The organism is Streptomyces sp. NPDC007896, from assembly GCF_042959425.1.
Taxonomy (GTDB): Bacteria; Actinomycetota; Actinomycetes; order Streptomycetales; family Streptomycetaceae; genus Streptomyces.
On record NZ_JBIBKX010000032.1, the window covers coordinates 49,234 to 65,238 of the forward strand.

The 16,005-nt window shown below is 68.8% G+C and carries 13 protein-coding genes and 3 pseudogenes; 9 read left to right on the forward strand and 7 right to left on the reverse strand.

Annotated features, from left to right (window positions below; all coding sequences use genetic code 11):
• The first annotated feature begins 38 nt into the window (after nucleotides 1-38).
• Complete coding sequence (locus ACFZDJ_RS52455) at nucleotides 39-1,112, forward strand: AraC family transcriptional regulator ligand-binding domain-containing protein (protein WP_390938804.1); 1,074 nt, start codon at nucleotides 39-41, stop codon at nucleotides 1,110-1,112.
• An 8-nt stretch (nucleotides 1,113-1,120) separates the two neighbouring features.
• Here ACFZDJ_RS52455 and ACFZDJ_RS52460 read toward each other — a convergent pair whose 3' ends face one another.
• Genes ACFZDJ_RS52460 through ACFZDJ_RS52470 form a run of 3 tightly spaced genes read right to left on the reverse strand, consistent with a single transcriptional unit; the run spans nucleotide 1,121 to nucleotide 4,751 of the window.
• The gene (locus ACFZDJ_RS52460) at nucleotides 1,121-2,533 is read right to left on the reverse strand and encodes an aldehyde dehydrogenase family protein (RefSeq protein WP_391070188.1); all 1,413 of its coding nucleotides are present in this window, start codon (nucleotides 2,531-2,533) and stop codon (nucleotides 1,121-1,123) included.
• Entirely contained in the window at nucleotides 2,530-3,408 is an 879-nt protein-coding gene (locus tag ACFZDJ_RS52465; RefSeq protein WP_168515754.1) for an SDR family NAD(P)-dependent oxidoreductase, read from the reverse strand. Before ACFZDJ_RS52465 ends, ACFZDJ_RS52460 begins: the two co-directional genes overlap by 4 nt.
• A complete protein-coding gene (locus tag ACFZDJ_RS52470) occupies nucleotides 3,405-4,751 on the reverse strand; it encodes an NAD(P)-binding domain-containing protein (protein WP_391070190.1) in 1,347 nt (448 codons plus the stop codon). Before ACFZDJ_RS52470 ends, ACFZDJ_RS52465 begins: the two co-directional genes overlap by 4 nt.
• 198 nt (nucleotides 4,752-4,949) lie before the next feature.
• Between ACFZDJ_RS52470 and ACFZDJ_RS52475 the strand changes: the two genes are divergently transcribed.
• On the forward strand, nucleotides 4,950-5,573 hold the full coding sequence (locus ACFZDJ_RS52475) for a TetR family transcriptional regulator (protein ID WP_391070192.1): 624 nt from the start codon (nucleotides 4,950-4,952) through the stop codon (nucleotides 5,571-5,573).
• Nucleotides 5,574-5,775: 202 nt separating this feature from the next.
• Here the strand turns inward: ACFZDJ_RS52475 and ACFZDJ_RS52480 are convergent, their stop codons facing one another.
• Nucleotides 5,776-6,159: an NAD-binding protein gene (locus ACFZDJ_RS52480; protein WP_391070194.1), complete on the reverse strand. Its 384-nt coding sequence runs from the start codon at nucleotides 6,157-6,159 to the stop codon at nucleotides 5,776-5,778.
• A 210-nt stretch (nucleotides 6,160-6,369) separates the two neighbouring features.
• Between ACFZDJ_RS52480 and ACFZDJ_RS52485 the strand changes: the two genes are divergently transcribed.
• From ACFZDJ_RS52485 to ACFZDJ_RS52495, 3 genes are all read left to right on the forward strand, one after another.
• The gene (locus tag ACFZDJ_RS52485) at nucleotides 6,370-8,577 is read left to right on the forward strand and encodes an MMPL family transporter (RefSeq protein WP_391070196.1); all 2,208 of its coding nucleotides are present in this window, start codon (nucleotides 6,370-6,372) and stop codon (nucleotides 8,575-8,577) included.
• Nucleotides 8,578-8,977: 400 nt separating this feature from the next.
• On the forward strand, nucleotides 8,978-9,997 hold the full coding sequence (locus ACFZDJ_RS52490; RefSeq protein ID WP_391070198.1) for a DJ-1/PfpI family protein: 1,020 nt from the start codon (nucleotides 8,978-8,980) through the stop codon (nucleotides 9,995-9,997).
• Nucleotides 9,998-10,419: 422 nt separating this feature from the next.
• On the forward strand, nucleotides 10,420-11,037 hold the full coding sequence (locus ACFZDJ_RS52495; RefSeq protein ID WP_390938790.1) for a TOPRIM nucleotidyl transferase/hydrolase domain-containing protein: 618 nt from the start codon (nucleotides 10,420-10,422) through the stop codon (nucleotides 11,035-11,037).
• Nucleotides 11,038-11,108: 71 nt separating this feature from the next.
• On the opposite strand, the gene ACFZDJ_RS52500 is transcribed toward ACFZDJ_RS52495, so the two are convergent.
• Nucleotides 11,109-12,047, reverse strand: coding sequence for a cupin domain-containing protein (locus ACFZDJ_RS52500; RefSeq protein WP_390938788.1), 939 nt, complete (start codon nucleotides 12,045-12,047; stop codon nucleotides 11,109-11,111).
• A 111-nt stretch (nucleotides 12,048-12,158) separates the two neighbouring features.
• Here ACFZDJ_RS52500 and ACFZDJ_RS52505 point away from each other — a divergent pair, with 111 nt between their 5' ends.
• From ACFZDJ_RS52505 to ACFZDJ_RS52515, 3 genes and pseudogenes are all read left to right on the forward strand, one after another.
• The gene (locus ACFZDJ_RS52505; RefSeq protein ID WP_391070200.1) at nucleotides 12,159-13,013 is read left to right on the forward strand and encodes an NmrA family NAD(P)-binding protein; all 855 of its coding nucleotides are present in this window, start codon (nucleotides 12,159-12,161) and stop codon (nucleotides 13,011-13,013) included.
• 2 nt (nucleotides 13,014-13,015) lie between these two features.
• Nucleotides 13,016-13,456, forward strand: a complete 441-nt coding sequence (locus ACFZDJ_RS52510; protein WP_391070202.1) for a nuclear transport factor 2 family protein — start codon at nucleotides 13,016-13,018, stop codon at nucleotides 13,454-13,456.
• Between the two features lie 211 nt (nucleotides 13,457-13,667).
• Nucleotides 13,668-14,067, forward strand: a pseudogene (locus tag ACFZDJ_RS52515) (MFS transporter); the annotation flags it as partial.
• Here ACFZDJ_RS52515 and ACFZDJ_RS52520 read toward each other — a convergent pair.
• Together ACFZDJ_RS52520 and ACFZDJ_RS52525 are read right to left on the reverse strand one after the other, a co-directional pair.
• Nucleotides 14,046-14,162, reverse strand: a pseudogene (locus tag ACFZDJ_RS52520) (3-oxoadipate enol-lactone hydrolase); the annotation flags it as partial. The pseudogenes ACFZDJ_RS52515 and ACFZDJ_RS52520 overlap by 22 nt on opposite strands.
• An 8-nt stretch (nucleotides 14,163-14,170) precedes the next feature.
• Nucleotides 14,171-15,262, reverse strand: a complete 1,092-nt coding sequence (locus ACFZDJ_RS52525) for a tyrosine-type recombinase/integrase (RefSeq protein ID WP_391070204.1) — start codon at nucleotides 15,260-15,262, stop codon at nucleotides 14,171-14,173.
• 600 nt (nucleotides 15,263-15,862) lie between these two features.
• On the opposite strand from ACFZDJ_RS52525, the pseudogene ACFZDJ_RS52530 reads away from it, so the two are divergent.
• Nucleotides 15,863-16,005, forward strand: a pseudogene (locus tag ACFZDJ_RS52530) (DNA-directed RNA polymerase subunit alpha); the annotation flags it as partial.

Here is a 16,005-nt window from a genome sequence, read left to right on the forward strand (position 1 = left end):
GGCTGCCTACAGTGGTCGCCCAGGAGAAGGTGAGTGCGATGTCCCTTGCCCCCGGCCCCGCGAACCCTCCGGGGACCAGCCGCAGCACATCGGCGACGATCCAGCCGAACATCCTGCGCTATCTCGTCACGGTCGCCGACGAGCGCGGCGTCGATCTGCGGCCCCTGCTGGTGCAGGTCGGGCTGGACGAGACAGTCATGCGCTCCGCCGCGCTGAGGGTGTCGTACCGGCAGGGCAGCGCGGCAATTCGTCGTGCGCTGGAGCTCACCGGGGACGAGCATCTGGGGATGAAGGTGGGAGCGGCACAACACCTGACCGCATGGGGCCTGCTCGGCTTCGCCCTGATGGCCGACGACACACTGCGGCACGCCATCGAGACAGGAGTGAAGTACCAGAACCTGTCCGGGGCGATGGTGGTGTGGTCGGCCGGTATCGGCGAGGAAGACGAGGCCTTCGTGCTGCGTGCCGAACTCCCCGATCCGGCCATGGACCCAGCCGTCGCCATCTTCTTGATCGAGGAGGGGCTCGCCTCCGTGGTCACCCTGTCCCGGCTGGCCGTCGGCCCGGCCTTCGCACCGAGAGTGGTGGAGTTCGCCTGCCCGCCGCCGCGCCGGAGCGACCTGTTCAGTGCCCTGTTCGGCTGTCCGGTCCGCTTCGGCGCCCCGGCCAACCGCATGGTCATCGCCCCCGCGTGGGCCCGTGCCCGGATGCCCGGCCGGGATCCGGTGACCTACGCGTCGACTCTGGAGATGCTCGACGCGCAGATGGCCTCACGCCGCGACCAGCAGGACCTGCTGGAGGTTCTGGAGATCTCCGTCGCCCAGAGCCTCCCGGTGGTCCCCTCGTTCGCCGAGCAGGCACGGCGGCACACGACGAGCGAGCGGACGCTCCGTCGCCGACTGGCCGACTGCGGCACGACGTACGAGGCACTCGTCGAGGGAGTACGCCGGGAACGCGTCGAACAGCTGCTGCTCCGCCCGGAACTGACGCTGCGCGACATCGCACGCCGGGCGGGGTTCTCCGACGAACGCGCGCTGCGCCGCGCGGTACGCCGCTGGCACGGCACCTCCCCGGTCCACCTGCGCGAGCAGATGCGTACGGATCGCCTCTGAGCCGGAGATCAACGGGTGCGGATCCAGACCGTCTTCTCCCTGGTCCACTGCTCGAAGGCGTTGGTGGACTTCTCCACGCCACCGAATCCGGACTGCTTCCAGCCTCCGAAGGGGGTGGTGATGTCGCCCTCGCTGTAGGCGTTCACGGAGATCACACCGGCCTCGATGCCGCGTGCCAGCCGACATGCGCTGTCGAGGTCGCGGGTCCATACGGATGCGGCGAGCCCGTACTCGGTGGCGTTGGCCATACGTACCGCCTCGTCCTCCGTGGTGAAGGTCTGGACGGTGACGACAGGGCCGAACAGCTCCTTGGTGAGGACGTCACTGCCGTCGGGGGCGCGAGTGATCACGGTGGGCGGGTAGTAGGCGCCGCGCGGAGGCAGATCGTGGGGCAGTCCCCCGGTGTGGATCTGGGCCTTGCCGGCCCGGGCGGCCTCCACGGCTGCCGCGACCCGGTCGAAGGCGGCGCGGTTGATGAGCGGCCCCATCTGCGTGCGCGGGTCGGCCGGATCACCGATGACGAGCTCCTTGGCCGCGGCTGTGAACCGCTCCAGGACCTCCTCTGCGATGCTGCGGTGAACCAGGACACGGGAGCCGGCCGTGCAGTTCTGCCCCATCGTCAAGAACGCGGCCTCGATCATGTTGCCGATCAACTCGTCCCCGTAGTCCAGCGCGTCGGGCATGAGCACCTGAGGGCTCTTGCCGCCCATCTCCAGTGCTACGCGCTTGAAGTTGCTCTCGGCGGCGTCCTTGAGGATGCGGCGACCGGTCGCGGTGGACCCGGTGAAGGAGAGGGCCCCCACGAGGGGGTCACGGGCGAGGGCCGCGCCGGCTTCGAAACCGTATCCGGGCAGCACGGTGAGCACTCCGTCGGGCAGGCCGGCCTCGGCGGCGAGTGCAGCCAGGTGCAGGGCCGAGCGCGGGGTCGCCTCGGCGGGCTTGACCAGCAGACAGTTACCCGCGGCCAGGGCGGGTCCGACCTTCCAGGCGGCCATGGCGAGCGGGTAGTTCCACGGCAGTATCGCCGCGACGACCCCTACCGGCTCCCGGCTCATGAGGCCCAGGCCTTCGGGCCCGCTCGGCGCGAGACGGCCGAAGACCTTGTCGGCCGCCTCGGCGAACCAGCGGATCGACTCGATCGCGCCCGGTACGTCGCCCGTACGGCACTCGGTGATCGGCTTGCCCGCGTCCTGGCTGTCCAGCCGGGCGAGGATCTCCAGGTCGCGTTCCATGAGGTCGGCGAGCCGCAGTAGCACCGCCGCGCGCTTGCGGACCGGCAGCCGCGACCACACCCCGGCGTCGAAGACCGACCGGGCCCGCGCGGCGGCCTGGGCGACGTCGTCGGCGCTCGCGGCGGGCAGGGTGGTGATCGGCTCCCCGGTGGCGGGGTTGACAACAGGCAGTGTCTCGTACGTGGTCATGCTTCCTCCGTCAATTCCCAGCGCCCGTCGGTCTGGCGGGCCAGTCCGCGTCGGCGGAGTTCCTCCAGATAGCGGGCCATGCCGCGATCACCGCGCTTGCGGAACAGCGGGAAGATCTTGGGCAGCAGGTTCGGTACGAGCATCGCGAACCGCACCAGACGGGACTCACCGGTCCGGGGATAGGCCTCCAGGCGGGGCTTGTCCAGCAGGCTCACCACCGCCGCGACGACGTCGGCGGGCTGCTGGGGCCGGTCCTGGAACTGCATGGAGTTGCCGCCGTCCACGGCTTCCTGGCGGAGCATCCGTGTGTCCGTCGCCGAGGGCAGCACCGAGCCGGCCAGGATGCCCTTGCTCCGCAGATCGAGTCCGATCGCCAGCATCGCGCCGCGCAGCCCGAACTTCGAGGCCGTGTAGATCGGGGTCTCGCCGAGCGGGAAGATCCCGCCGAGGGAGACGGTGGTGACCACCCGAGCGTCCCGGGAGGCCTTCAGCAGGGGAATCGCGATCCTGGTCGCGACCAGCGGGGAGGTCAGGTTGAGAGCGATCTCCCGCTCGATGCTCTCGACGCTGCGGACGTCGAAGCGTTCCGCGCTGGTCATGCCCACGTTGTTGATGAGCACGTCGAGACGGCCGTAGACATCGGCGACCAGCTCGAACAACCGCCCCACCTGAGCGCGGTCCATCAGATCGCACCCGATGCCCGTGTGCCCGGCGCCGGGCAGGTCGGTGGCGACCTTCTTGGCCCGGGTCCCGTCGATGTCGACGATGACGCAGTGGGCGCCGCCGGATGCGAAGCGGCGGCACAGCGCACTGCCGATGCCGCCCGCACCGCCGGTCACCAGCATGACCTTGTCGGAGAAGTCGAAGCCGCTCATGCCGCCGCCTCCGCACGTCGCAGGGAGCGTGCCGGCGGCGGCTGGCCCTCGGTACGCCAGCCCATCTCGCCCGCGACCTTGCCCAGGTACTTCACGAAGGCCCCGCTGTCGACATAGCCGGTGTGGCGGGGCGAGGCGACGAACTTCAGGCCGCCGGACAGATCCGGGTGGTCGGCGCGGATCATGCGGGCGAACCGCTCCGCGTTCGGCAGCCGGTGCCGCGCGTCGTGCACGTACCCGGCGATCAGCTGCGCCTGGGTGTCGAAGAGCTGGTACGCACCGGAGTTGGTCTCGATGAAGCCGATGCCGAACAGGCCCTGGTGCTCGCGCGAGAACGACGACAGGTACAGGTCCGGGTGTTGCTCGTCACCGAAGTACTTCTGCGCGACCGGCACTTTGTGGACGTAGCCCGTGGCCAGCAGGATGAGATCGAAGTCGTCGCGCGTGCCGTCGGTGAAACGCACGGTCCTGCCCTCGGTGCGGGCGATCCCGGGCCTGGCGGCGATGTCGCCGTGCTGGAGGTGGTGGATCAGCATCGAGTTGATGGCCGGGTGGGTCTCGAACAGCTTGTGGTCCGGCTTCTGCAGCCCGAGCCGCGTCGGATCGCCGTTGATGATCCGCAGGAGGGCACCGAAGACCCGCTGCGCCAGCCACATCGGCAGGTGCGGCCCGCTGTTGGCGATGGTGTCCACCGGCCGGCCGAACAGGTGCTTGGGGATGAACCAGTACCCTCGTCGCATGCTGATCACCGCGTGGTCCGCGGCCCGGGCCGCATCGCACGCGATGTCACAGCCGGAGTTCCCCGCGCCCACCACCAGGACCCGCTTGCCCCGTAGCTCCTCCGCGCTGCGATAGCCGGCGGTGTGCCGGACCTCCCCGCTGAACTCTCCCGGCAATTCGGGGACGTTGGGGTGCCACTGGGCGCCCGTACACACCACGACCTGCCCATGCACGCTTTCCCGCCCGTCGGCCCTGGTGACCGTCCAGGTGCCGTCCGCGTTCTTCTCGACGCCTGCGACCTCGATGCCGAACTCGATCCGGTCCGTCAGCCCGTACGCGTCGGCGAAGGACCGCAGGTACGACAGGATCTGGCGGTGCGGCGGGTAGTCCGCGAAGTGGTCGGGCATCGGAAAGCCGCCGAAACCCGACAGGGTCCTGCTGGAGATGAAATGGGCCGACTCGTACATCGGGCTGCCGGGATTGTCGATGTCCCAGATACCGCCGGGCCCGCTGTGCCGCTCAAGATGCGTGTACGGCAGATTCCGCTCCGCCAGAGCTCTGGCGACCGCCAGCCCGGCAGGTCCCGCCCCGATCACACACGTATCAAACTGGCCTTCGTTCACGAGCCTGCCTCCTCATTCATCCCGCTTCACGGAGCGGGTGTGGGAGGAAACGTATTCACCCGCCGTTCAGCGTGAACTGACCCGTGCGGCCACGGACCGGACCTCAGCGGCCGCGCCATCGCGGCATCCGTGTGCGCCTGACGGAGGCCGACCTGTTCGGACGACTTGTTCATGGGACTAAGTCGATATGATGCGCTCATGGCTCACGTTCCCGCGGCCGAGCGCCGCCCCCAGCTGATCAAGGCGGCCATCGACTTCATGACGCGGGAAGGAGTCGCGGCCGGAAGCACTCGCGCCATCGCCGCCGAGCTGGGGGTGGCCCAGGCCACGGTGCACTACACCTTCGGCACGAAGGAAGGGCTGTACCGAGCCGTGATGGAGCAGCTCACGCAGGATCTGATCGCACAGGTCGAGCGGGCCGCGCCGGCCGACGCCGGATTCGAGGAGACGGCCGGCACGCTGGCCGCCGCCCTGTGGCGCACGGTGCGTGAGCAGCCCGCCAGCCATCAGCTCCTCACCGAACTGACCTTGTTCGCGCTCCGCACCCCGGCCCTGAGCGAGGCCCTCGAGAGCCACTACCGAAGGGTGACCGAGGTAACGGCGCGGCTGGTGACCGAGGCGGCCGAGCGCACCGGACAGCAGTTGGCCCAGCCCGCGCAGACGATCGCTCGGTTCTTCCTCGCCGGGTTCGACGGGCTCACGCTGCAGCGCCTCTCGCACCCCGACGAGAAGGCCGAGCACACCTGCCTCCAGGCCTTCGTGTCCGCCGTGGTGGCCATGGCCGGCGGTCGACTGGAGCTGGTGTCCGTACCGGCGAACTGACAACGGCGGGCGCATGCCCGGTCGTTTCCCTACGCCTCCACTGTTGGGCCACCTGCCCGCCGTCCGCGCTCCGGACCGGCTGGAACTCGAGGTTGCGCATGAGTTCGATGGCGGCGTGTTTGCCGAAGCGGTGCCGCGCCGCGGCGCTCACCTGCCGCCGCTGACGCCGTACCGCCGTACGCGGACGTCGGGAAGATACTGATCATCGATGGCGTCGCCGGGACGTACTCTCGGCGAACCGCCTGGCCTTACGACCACGCACGTGGACCCGCCTGCCGGGCACGGCGAACTGACACGTCGCCACGCCGACTTCCTCAGCCTGCATCGGGACGCGGTCCCGGGTGGGGCGATGAACTGCCCGCCGATCCGGGTGACTTGGCCGTTGCCGAGGTCGTGGCCGAGCAGGCCTGCCCATCCGGTCGCGGCTGTGCAGGACGGTCACGGGCCTGCCTGCCGCGACGAGCTTTCGGGCCGCGGTGAGCCCGGTCGATCCTGCGCCGATCACGACGACGCCACCCTCTCCGCCCCAGCGCCCGTTCGCGGCCTTGCATGCCGTGCGCACCGGCCACCGTTCCCCCTGGCTCATAGCGGGCTTACGGCGAGAGTGACCCGAGCTTCCGTCGAGTGACTCGGTCGCTCGACTTGAGCAGGTGATAAAGTCGGGTCATCGACCAAGGCACCCGTCGACATCAGGCCGTCACGTGGCCGGAGTCCGGCCTGCCTCCTTCCGCTTCTCTCCCCCCGCCCATCTCGTGCGCTCGGGTGTGCGGGATCTCCACCGTCCTAGGGAGTTCGAATGGCCGTCCTGCTCCACCGGTTGGGCCACAGCGCCTACCGCCACCGAAAGCTGGTCCTGGGCATATGGCTCTTCGTCGTGGCCGCGCTCATCACATGTGTCAGCATCTTCGGCGGCAAGCTCGACGACCGCTTCTCAGTGCCCGGCACCGAGTCGCAGCGTGCTCTGGACAGCCTGAGCAAGACCCTCCCGGAAGCCTCGGGCGCGAGCGCCCAGATCGTCTTCACCGCCCCCAGGGGCCACCAGGTCACCGAGGCCCCGTACGCCGCGGCCATCGCTCGGACCGTGGCGGAAGCCAAGCAGGCTCCCCAGGTCGGTGAGGTCGTCGACCCCAGCGCCTCCGGTGCCGTCTCGGCCGACCGGACCACGGCAATCGTCCAGGTCCAGTACCCGGTGCAGAACGCGCAGGTCCACACCTCATCCGTCGATGTGATCGAGAACGCGGCGAAAGCGGCCGAGCAGGACGGGCTGAAGACCTCGGTCGGCGGTTCCGTCTACAGCAGCAAAGGTGTCCACGTCGGCCCGTCGGAGATCATCGGCGTGGCCGTGGCCCTGCTCGTCCTCGTCGTCACGTTCGGTTCGCTGCTGGCCGCCGGCATGGCACTGCTGCCGGCGCTGATCGGCGTGGCAGTCGGTCTCACCGGGCTGCTCGCTCTCGCGCCCGCAGTCAGCATCTCCTCGACGGCCGTCACGCTCGCCCTCATGCTGGGCCTGGCCGTCGGCATCGACTACGTCCTGTTCATCCTGTCGCGCCACCGTCAGCAACTGGCCCGCGGAACCGACCCGAAGGAGTCCATGGGGCTGGCCACCGGCACGGCCGGAAGCGCCGTGGTCTTCGCCGGCACCACCGTGATCATCGCGCTCGCCGCGCTGAGCGTCATCGGCATACCGTTCCTGACCACGATGGGGCTCGGGGCCGCCGGAGCCGTACTCATCGCCGTGCTGGCCGCGATCACCCTCGTCCCCGCCATCGCGGGATTCGCCGGCTCCCGGCTCACCCCCAAGCACGGCAGCCGCGCCGCGAAGCGGGCTGCGGACACCGAGGGAGGCACCGGACACACCGCCATGGGCGCCCGCTGGACGAAGTGGGTCATCGCGAAACCGTTGCTGACGGTACTGACCGTCGCGGGCGTCCTGGTGACCCTGGCCCTACCCGCCACGGACCTGCGCCTGGCCCTGCCCGACAACGGGTCCGCCCCGCACGCCTCCAGCGAGCGCAAGGCCTACGACACGATCAGCGACAAGTTCGGCGACGGTTTCAACGGTCCGCTCCTCGTGCTGACCGAGACCAAGAACGGTACAAGTGCGGCGAGTTCACAGGCCGGAGTCCAAGTGGCCCAGAAGCTTCGGACCCTCAAGAGCGTCAAGGCCGTCCTGTCGCCCCAGCCCACGAACGACCCGGCGCAGAGCGTCATCACCGTCCTCCCCGCGTCCGGCCCGGACAGCGTCCTCACCGGCCAACTCGTCCGCGACATCCGCGAGGCGGGCGCCGACATCCATGAGACCACCGGCGCCACCATCGCGGTCACCGGCACCACCGCGGTCAACATCGACGTCTCCAACCGGCTCAGCGAGTCCCTCCTGCCCTTCGTCGCCATCATCGTCGGCCTGAGCCTGATCCTGCTGATGATCGTCTTCCGCTCGCTGGTCATCCCCGTCAAGGCCGCCGTCGGCTTCCTGCTTTCGGTGGGCGCCTCACTCGGGCTGGTCGTCGCCGTCTTCCAGTGGGGCTGGCTGGTCGACGTCCTCGGCGTCCCCCACAGCGGCCCCGTCGTCAGCTTTCTGCCGATCATCCTGATCGGTGTGCTGTTCGGACTCGCCATGGACTACGAGGTGTTCCTGGTGTCCGGGATGCGCGAGGAATGGGCCCACACCGGCCGGGCCCGCCGCTCGGTCGTCGATGGCGCGCGCCACGGCGTACGAGTCGTCACCGCGGCCGCACTGATCATGTTCACCGTCTTCGCCGGGTTCTTCCCCCTGGACGACTCCCTGATCAAACCCATCGCCTTCGCCCTGGCCGTCGGCGTGGCCATCGACGCCTTCGCCGTCCGTATGACGTTCGTACCTGCGGTGCTCGCCCTCGCCGGGCGGGGCGCCTGGTGGCTGCCGGCCTGGCTGGACCGGATTCTGCCCGACCTCGACATCGAAGGCACCAGCCTGCAGAAGGCCGCCCCGGCGAACCGCAAGGAACCCCAGCCCGCCTCTTGAGCACTTCCGACGAGTTCGCGGAAGGCGGACTGAGAGACTGTGCCTCCCAGTAGGTAGCAAACCGGTCGTGGCTTCGGCACGGGTCACCGGCACATGATGAGCACAGGGAAATGAGACGACTGGTCGGACGAGGGTCGGTTACGGCCCTTGAACCGGGAGCCTGCAGCCCGCAGCCCGCAGCCCGCAGCACCTGTCAGAACACTCCCTGCTGCGTTCCGCAGGACACATTCGAGAGTGTGCACACGAGGGGAAATCGGGGTCAACTACCCCGCCGCCTGGGCCGTTTGACCGGCTCTCGCCCCGATCCTGAGGCGATGCGGCGGCTGCATCCCGACGGGCACGCCATCGCCAACACCCTGTCGATCCGGTGTCCACACCGCGCACAGCCCGGAGGCATCCGATGAACCGCAAGCGCCCGGCAACGGATCCGCTCATCGTGACCGTGCTTGTCTTTCCGGGGGTGCGGCTGCTCGATGTGACCGGACCCATCGAGGTGTTCACGACGGCGAACGCGTTCGGCGGGCGCTATCGGGTACAGATCGCATCCGAGGACGGAGCGGAGGTGATCACCTCCGCCGGGACCCGCCTCAGCGCCGACCTCTCCGTCGACGACGTACAAGAGCCGTGCGAGGTACTGGTGATCCCGGGCGGCCCGGAATGGGAAACGCTGATCAAGGACGACGCCCTTCTGGATGCGGTTCGGCGACTGAACGAGAAGAGCCGCTGCACGGCATCGGTGTGCACGGGAGCGTTTCTGCTGGCCGCGGCCGGACTTCTCAATGGCCGTCGCGCCGCGACGCACTGGCGGCATTCACGGCAACTGGCCTCTCGCTTCCCGTCCGTGCGGGTCCAACCGGACGCCATCTTCGTGCGGGACGGACAGATGATGACTTCGGCAGGTGTCAGCGCCGGTATCGACCTGTCCCTGGCGCTGGTCGAAGATCACTACGATGCGGAGGTCGCCCGGTCGGTTGCCAAGGACATGGTCGTCTTCATGCAGCGGCCGGGCGGCCAGTCCCAGTTCAGCGTCCGCTCCCGGGCGCCGCACACCCGCCAGGAGATGCTCCGCCGGGTCCTGGATGCCGTCGCCGAGAACCCCGGGGCGAACCACACACTCACGGCCATGGCCCGCAGAGCAGGCGTCAGCGTCCGTCACGTGACCCGGCTCTTCGACGAAGAGGTGGGAACCACTCCGGCCCGCTACGTCGAACAGGTCAGACTGGAAGCCGCCCAGGCACAGCTCGAGACGGGTGACGACCCCCTGCCGCTAGTGGCACGGCGCACCGGGTTCGGCTCACCCGAGTCGCTCCGCAGAGCGTTTGTGCGACACCTGGGTGTGACACCTGGTGCGTTCCGGACCAGCTTCCGTACGACCGGCGTGGGCACGAAGGATTCAGCACCCGCAGCGGTATCGCCGTAGCCAAGGCACGACAAGGCACAACCAGCCGATGGCGGCGAACTGGCAGTTCCCTGAAGCCGGATCAGCGGGCCTGGCCCACCGAACCGGCAGCCCCCACACGACGGACTGAGCAGCGTGGCGACGGTGCGGCGTGGCCACCTGCGGGAGTCCAGCATCCCGTCCGGCATCGCCGAGAACTCGGCCGCCCCACACGATCAGATCCTGAACGGTGACGCGCCTCACTTCCGTGGACCATGGGCATCGTCATGTACAGCCACCCTGCTCTCTGCCGTCGCCGCGCGGCGCTGTGATCGTCAGCGGTAGGTGGCCGGCTCGCATCCGTGGGCTCCAGATGGCCCAGGTGACAAAGGCGCCGGGCATGTCGAGCGGGGCCGTCGAATATTCCCGTGCCGTGCCGGTCGGTGGAAGTGCAGACTCGCTCCATGGCGGACATACACGCATTCCGGGACGCGGTCAGCCGCTGGGCGGCCGGCGGTCCCGGCAGACCGGCGAATGATCTGGTTGTGCAACTGGGGCTGCGGACGGCGGTGCTGCTGGAAGGACCGAGTGACCTCGCGGCCGTCGAGGCGCTGGCCGCACGGCGTGGCCGGGACCTGGCCGCCGAAGGGGTGTGCGTCGTGCCGATGGGCGGGGCGATGAGTGTCGGCCGTTACGCCGGTCTTCTCGGGCCACCCGGGCTTGGCCTACGCCTGAGAGGACTGTGCGACGAACGCGAGCAGCGCTTCTACGACCGTGGCCTGGAGCGGGCCCGGGCGCCGCACCGGGGCTTCTTCGTGTGCGTGGCGGATCTGGAGGACGAGCTCATCCGTGCGCTGGGCACAGCGCGCGTCGAGGAGATCATCCGGGCCGAGGGGGACCTGCGGGCCTGGCAGACCTTCCTGCACCAGCCCGCACACCACGGTCGGCCCCGGCAGCAGCAGTTGCGGCGCTTCCTCGGCACGAAGAAGGGCCGCAAGATCCGCTACGGCCGTCTCCTGGTCGAGAACCTCGACCCCGGACAGGTACCGGCCCCGCTCGACGACCTCTTCGCGAGTCTGTGACCGACACGCGAAAGCGCGGTCACGGCCGCTTCGGAGGCACCGGTTCCGGTGCGGGGAGAGTCGGGCGGGTGTCAGTGGGTGTGGGGATCGTTCTCGAGGCGTGCCTGCGCGTGGAGCGACTCCCGCTGTCGCCAGCTCCCGGGAGGCTCCCCGTGGTGCCGCCGGAAGGCCGCCGCGAACGCGTAGGGCGAGCTGTAGCCGACAGTGCGGGCGATATTGGTCATGCCTAGCTCCCCGGTGCGCAGGAGGTCGCGGGCGAGAGCCATCCGCCAGTCGGTCAGGTACTGCATGGGAGTCTGGCCGAGGGCGTCGCGGAAGGTCCGTGCGAAGGCCGCGCGGGACAGGCCGCTGATCGCGGCGAGTTCGGGAACCGACCAGGGATGGCCGGCGTTCTCGTGCATGGCCTGCAGCGCGGCGTTCAGCCGGGGATCCGCGGATGCCCGGTACCAGCGGGGTGCGGTCGGGCTGTGGCGGAAGTCGTTGCGGATGGCGAGCACCAGGAGAACGTCGAGGAGCCGGTCCAGCACGGTGGGTTGGCCGGGCTCGGAGGTGGCCAGCTCGTGCGACAGCAGCGCGATCACATCCCGCAGCGGATCGCCCACCGCCGCTGACAGGGTCAACACCTGCGGCAGTGCCTCCAACAGCCCACTGCCGATGTCGCCCGAGAACCGGTAGGCGCCACAGAGGAAGACCGTCGCCCGCGGGTCCTCGGAACTCCCGTCGTCGGCGTGCCGGGCCCGGAAGTCCTCCGGTTCGAGGCAGTCGGCGCCCGGCTCGTGCCCGATGTGGTGATCGGGGCCGCCGCGGACGAGCGTCACCTCCCCCGGCACGAGTTCCACCGCGCTGCCGGGGTCGTCCAGCCACAGCCATCCCCTGCCCCGGACGACGGTGTGCACGGCCAGCTGGATCGAGCCGGCCAGCCGCAGCCCCCACGGCGGCTCGGCCACCGTCCGGGCGAAGACGGCGCCGGAGGCGCGTGCCCGCGCAAGGCGATCGTGCAGTACATCCACGCGATCAGTATCAGCGAGACAACCACGCTGTACAAAGGCCTGAGCGTCTGACGTAAAAGAACGAGCTATACGCGCATTGATTCACTTGTAGCGCGCTCTCACGATTGATCCATGACTGGATCACCGCAGACCACACTCGTCCTCGGCGGCACCGGCCGGACCGGCTCGCTCGTGGCGAGGACGCTCGCCGAGCGGGGGCTGAGCGCCCGCACCGCTGCGCGCCATGGCGCCGACGTGCTGTTCGACTGGGACGACCCGACCACCCATACCGCAGCCCTCGCCGGAGTCGACCGCCTCTACCTCGTCACGCCCGTCCTGCGGGTCACCTACGCCGACCAGGTCGCCGACCTCCTCGACCTCGCCGAAGCCGCCGGGGTCCACCACGTCACGTACCTCAGTACCTACCGCGCCGACCAGGCGCCACCGGAGGTCGACATCAGGGCCGTCGAGGCCGACCTCACCGCCCGAGCAGCCATCACTCACTCCATCCTGCGCCCCGCCTGGGTGATGCAGAACTTCAGCGACGCCCACGTACCGGTCGTCGATGGCGTGATCACGGTCCCCGCCGGCAGCGGCAGGGAAGCCTTCGTCGACGCGGCCGACATCGCCGCGGTCGCCGTCGAGACGCTGCTCGCCCCCGACGCCCACGCCGGCGCGCGGTACGCGCCCACCGGCCCGCAGGCCCTCACCGTCGGCGAAGTCGCCGACACCATCGCCGCCGTGACCGGCCGACCTGTCACGCACCACGACATCGACCCCGACGTATGGATCGACGACGCGGTCGCTGCCGGACTCGTCCCGGCCGACTACGCGGTGATGCTCCGCTGGCTGACCGGCAGCGTCATCTCCGGCAACGGCTCCACGCCCAACGACGACGTCGAGAAGGTCACCGGCCGACCGCCTGCCACCTTCCACGATTTCGCCCGGCGCAGCGTCCACGCCTGGACCTCCCCGGTGGCGGGGTGACCATGTCCATCGCCGACATCACCGACTTCGCAGCGCTGGACCCGTTCTTCCGGATCATCCGGGAGGGGCTGGCGGGCCTCGTCGAGGGTGAGCACTTCTTCGACCTCTTGGCCGAGGACGTGGTCTTCGAGTACGTGATCTCCGTACCCGGCTACCCGCGCCGGGTTCAGGGACGCCGCGCGGTTGCCGACCTGTACCGCGGCTACGGCGATGGCATGGTCCTGCACAGCGCGGACGGACTCGCTGTCCACCAAGACCTCCAGACGTCCGTGGTCGTGCTGGAGTACGCGGTGCACGGACGGGCGGTCCGCACCGGGCGTGCCTACGACAACCACTTCGTCTCCGTGATCACCGTCAAGGACCGCAGGGTGACGCATTGGCGGGACTACCTGGACCCCGTCGCCGTCTTCCGCGCCATCGGATGGCCGGAGAAGGATGGCTAGAGGCCGAGGTGCGCCCATGCGGCCGAGGCGGTGTTGAGGAACTCGGTCCGGTTGGTGTCCGGTTGGTGTCCGCGGGCGTTGGCGTGAACATCCCGCCCTGTTCTCAGGGGCCTCGTGCCTCCCGAACCGGTGTCGAAACGCCGTCCGTTCTCGTGGCCGAAGCCACCCAACAGGTGCTGAGCGGAGGTGACTTGCTGGGTACGCTGCGATCATGCCGCGCTTGGTGGACGTCCCTGGGTACGTACGCTTCTGGACCGCCTCCGCAGTATCGGCTTTCGGCTCGCAGGTCTCCGGGCTTGCCCTGCAGATCCTCACCGCCGTCACGCTGAGCGCGTCTGCCACGGAGGTAGGCCTGGTCAGTGCGGCCCGCTGGGCTCCCTACCTGCTCTTCGGCCTCGTGGCCGGGGTACTGGTAGACCGCTGCCGGCGCAAGCCGATGATGGTCACCATGGATCTCGGCAGGGCTCTCCTGCTCGCTGCGATCCCCCTGCTGTACGCACTCGACCGGCTCAATATCGCCGCACTGTGTGTGCGTCTTCGCCTTCGGAGTGCTGTGCCTGTTCTTCGACGCGGCCAACCAGTCCTACGTGTGCCATGTAGCACCGAGGGAGTTTCCCATGACCAGGACCGGAGCCTGTTCTGGCCCGTCAAAGCGGTATTGCAGGGTTTCGACGTTCTTCTCACTCACCCGCTCACGCTCCCACATCTCACACTCTATGCAGGAGCGGGGGTGGAGACGCTCGCCAGACCTCCCCAGGTATCCGCTGCCTGACGAAGATCCTCCACATCCGGCTTCACATACCAGCGCTTCGTGGTCTTGACGTTGGTGTGCCCGGCCCAGCGGGCCAGGAGGTGATCCGGCACCCCGTTGTTCGCGAGGTACGTGAAGCAACTCGCGCGAGCGTCGTACAAGCGCACCCGCCGCAGCCCGTGTTCGTCCATGACCTTGTACACCCGCTCACGCAGCTGCCGCCCGTTGAGCGCCCTGCCGAGTTCGTCCACGAGCACGTACCCGCTGTCCTCATACCTCTCCCCCGCCGCCAGCTTCTCGGCCACCTGCATGGCCCTGAAACACGTCAGCGCCTCCCTGACCAGATCGGGCAGGGGAAGCTGCCGCTCAGCGGCGAGAGACTTGGTGTCCTTCTCCACCACGGTCTTGTTCCCCATCAGGGTCCGCGTGTTGGAAACGGCCAGGGCGGCCCTGCCCAGGTCGACATCGGCCCAGCGCATACCGCAGATCTCCGCCGGCCGCAGGCCCATCAGGGAGAGAAGAAAAGGGGCGTAGAGGCGGTCGTCCTTAATCGCGCGCACGAAGGCATGAACCTCCTCGACGTTCCAGGGCTGCACCACTGCCTTGGCGCTGCGCTCCGCCTTGCGTACGTTCCGAGGGATCGTGACCTCCTGGGCAACGTTCACGGCGACCAGGCGCCGGGCCACTGCCCGGTTCAGTGCCTCCTTCAGCCGCGCCAGGGACATCTCCACCGAGGTCACCCCCAGGCCCGTGCCCGTCTTGCCACCACGAACGCGGCCCTGCCCAAGCGCCCACCTCATCCACGCCTCGACGTGGTCCTCGGTCAGTTCCTGTAGCCGGATGTGCCCAAGCTTCCCCCGGACACGCCCCAGGGTCATCGTGTAGCTGTAGACGGTGCTCTCTTCCAGGTCATCCGCCTTCCTGTCGAGCCACTGGTCGCGCCATTCGTTCACCGTGATCTTGTTGGGCTCGACGAACGTCCCCTCGTAGCGACGGTTCGTGATGCGGGCGTACTCGACCGTCGCTTCCCTCAGCGTGCCGAAGGTACGGGTCAACTGCTTGCGCTTCCCGGTAGCGGGATCGCTCCCTACATCGACCACAAACCGATTACGGACCTGCCCCTTCGTATTCGGGGGGAGCTTCTCGATCGGAACGGACAGAATTGCTCACTCTCCTTGAGGGCGTGGAAAACTTCCACGCAGGCATAGGCGCCGCTGCGTTTCAGCGAAGGGCGCCGCGGTCATCAGGGCAGCAGGCGACAGGACCGTTCGCTTCTCCCATGGGCCGGCGGCTCTGTCCACCCTGTCCGGTACGGCTCCCCCGCTGAGCTCAGCCGAATGGGAACACCTTCAATGGTCGTCACCATCGCCGGTTTGGCCAACCGGCAATCATGGTCTATGTTGCGCTCGCCACTGGCTGGGATCCGGCCTCACCATCCCCGATGTGACCTCGATCAGGAGCCCACCCCGAAGGACCGAAATACAGGGTCACGCCATCGGGGACGAGCACTAACACTCATCCCGTGAGGCAGTTGAGGTTGCGGGCGCCGTGCACCACGAGGAAGTGCAGCGCGGTCACCGGAGACCGTATCGCCCGTACCCTTCGTGGTGTCTACGGCGTCATAGCGGGCGCCCAACCACTGGAGGCAACACCCCGTGCTGATTGCTCAGCGTCCGTCCCTGACCGAAGAGGTCGTCGACGAGTTCCGCTCCCGGTTCGTGATCGAGCCGCTGGAGCCGGGCTTCGGCTACACCCTCGGCAACTCCCTGCGCCGGACCCTCCTCTCGTCGATCCCGGG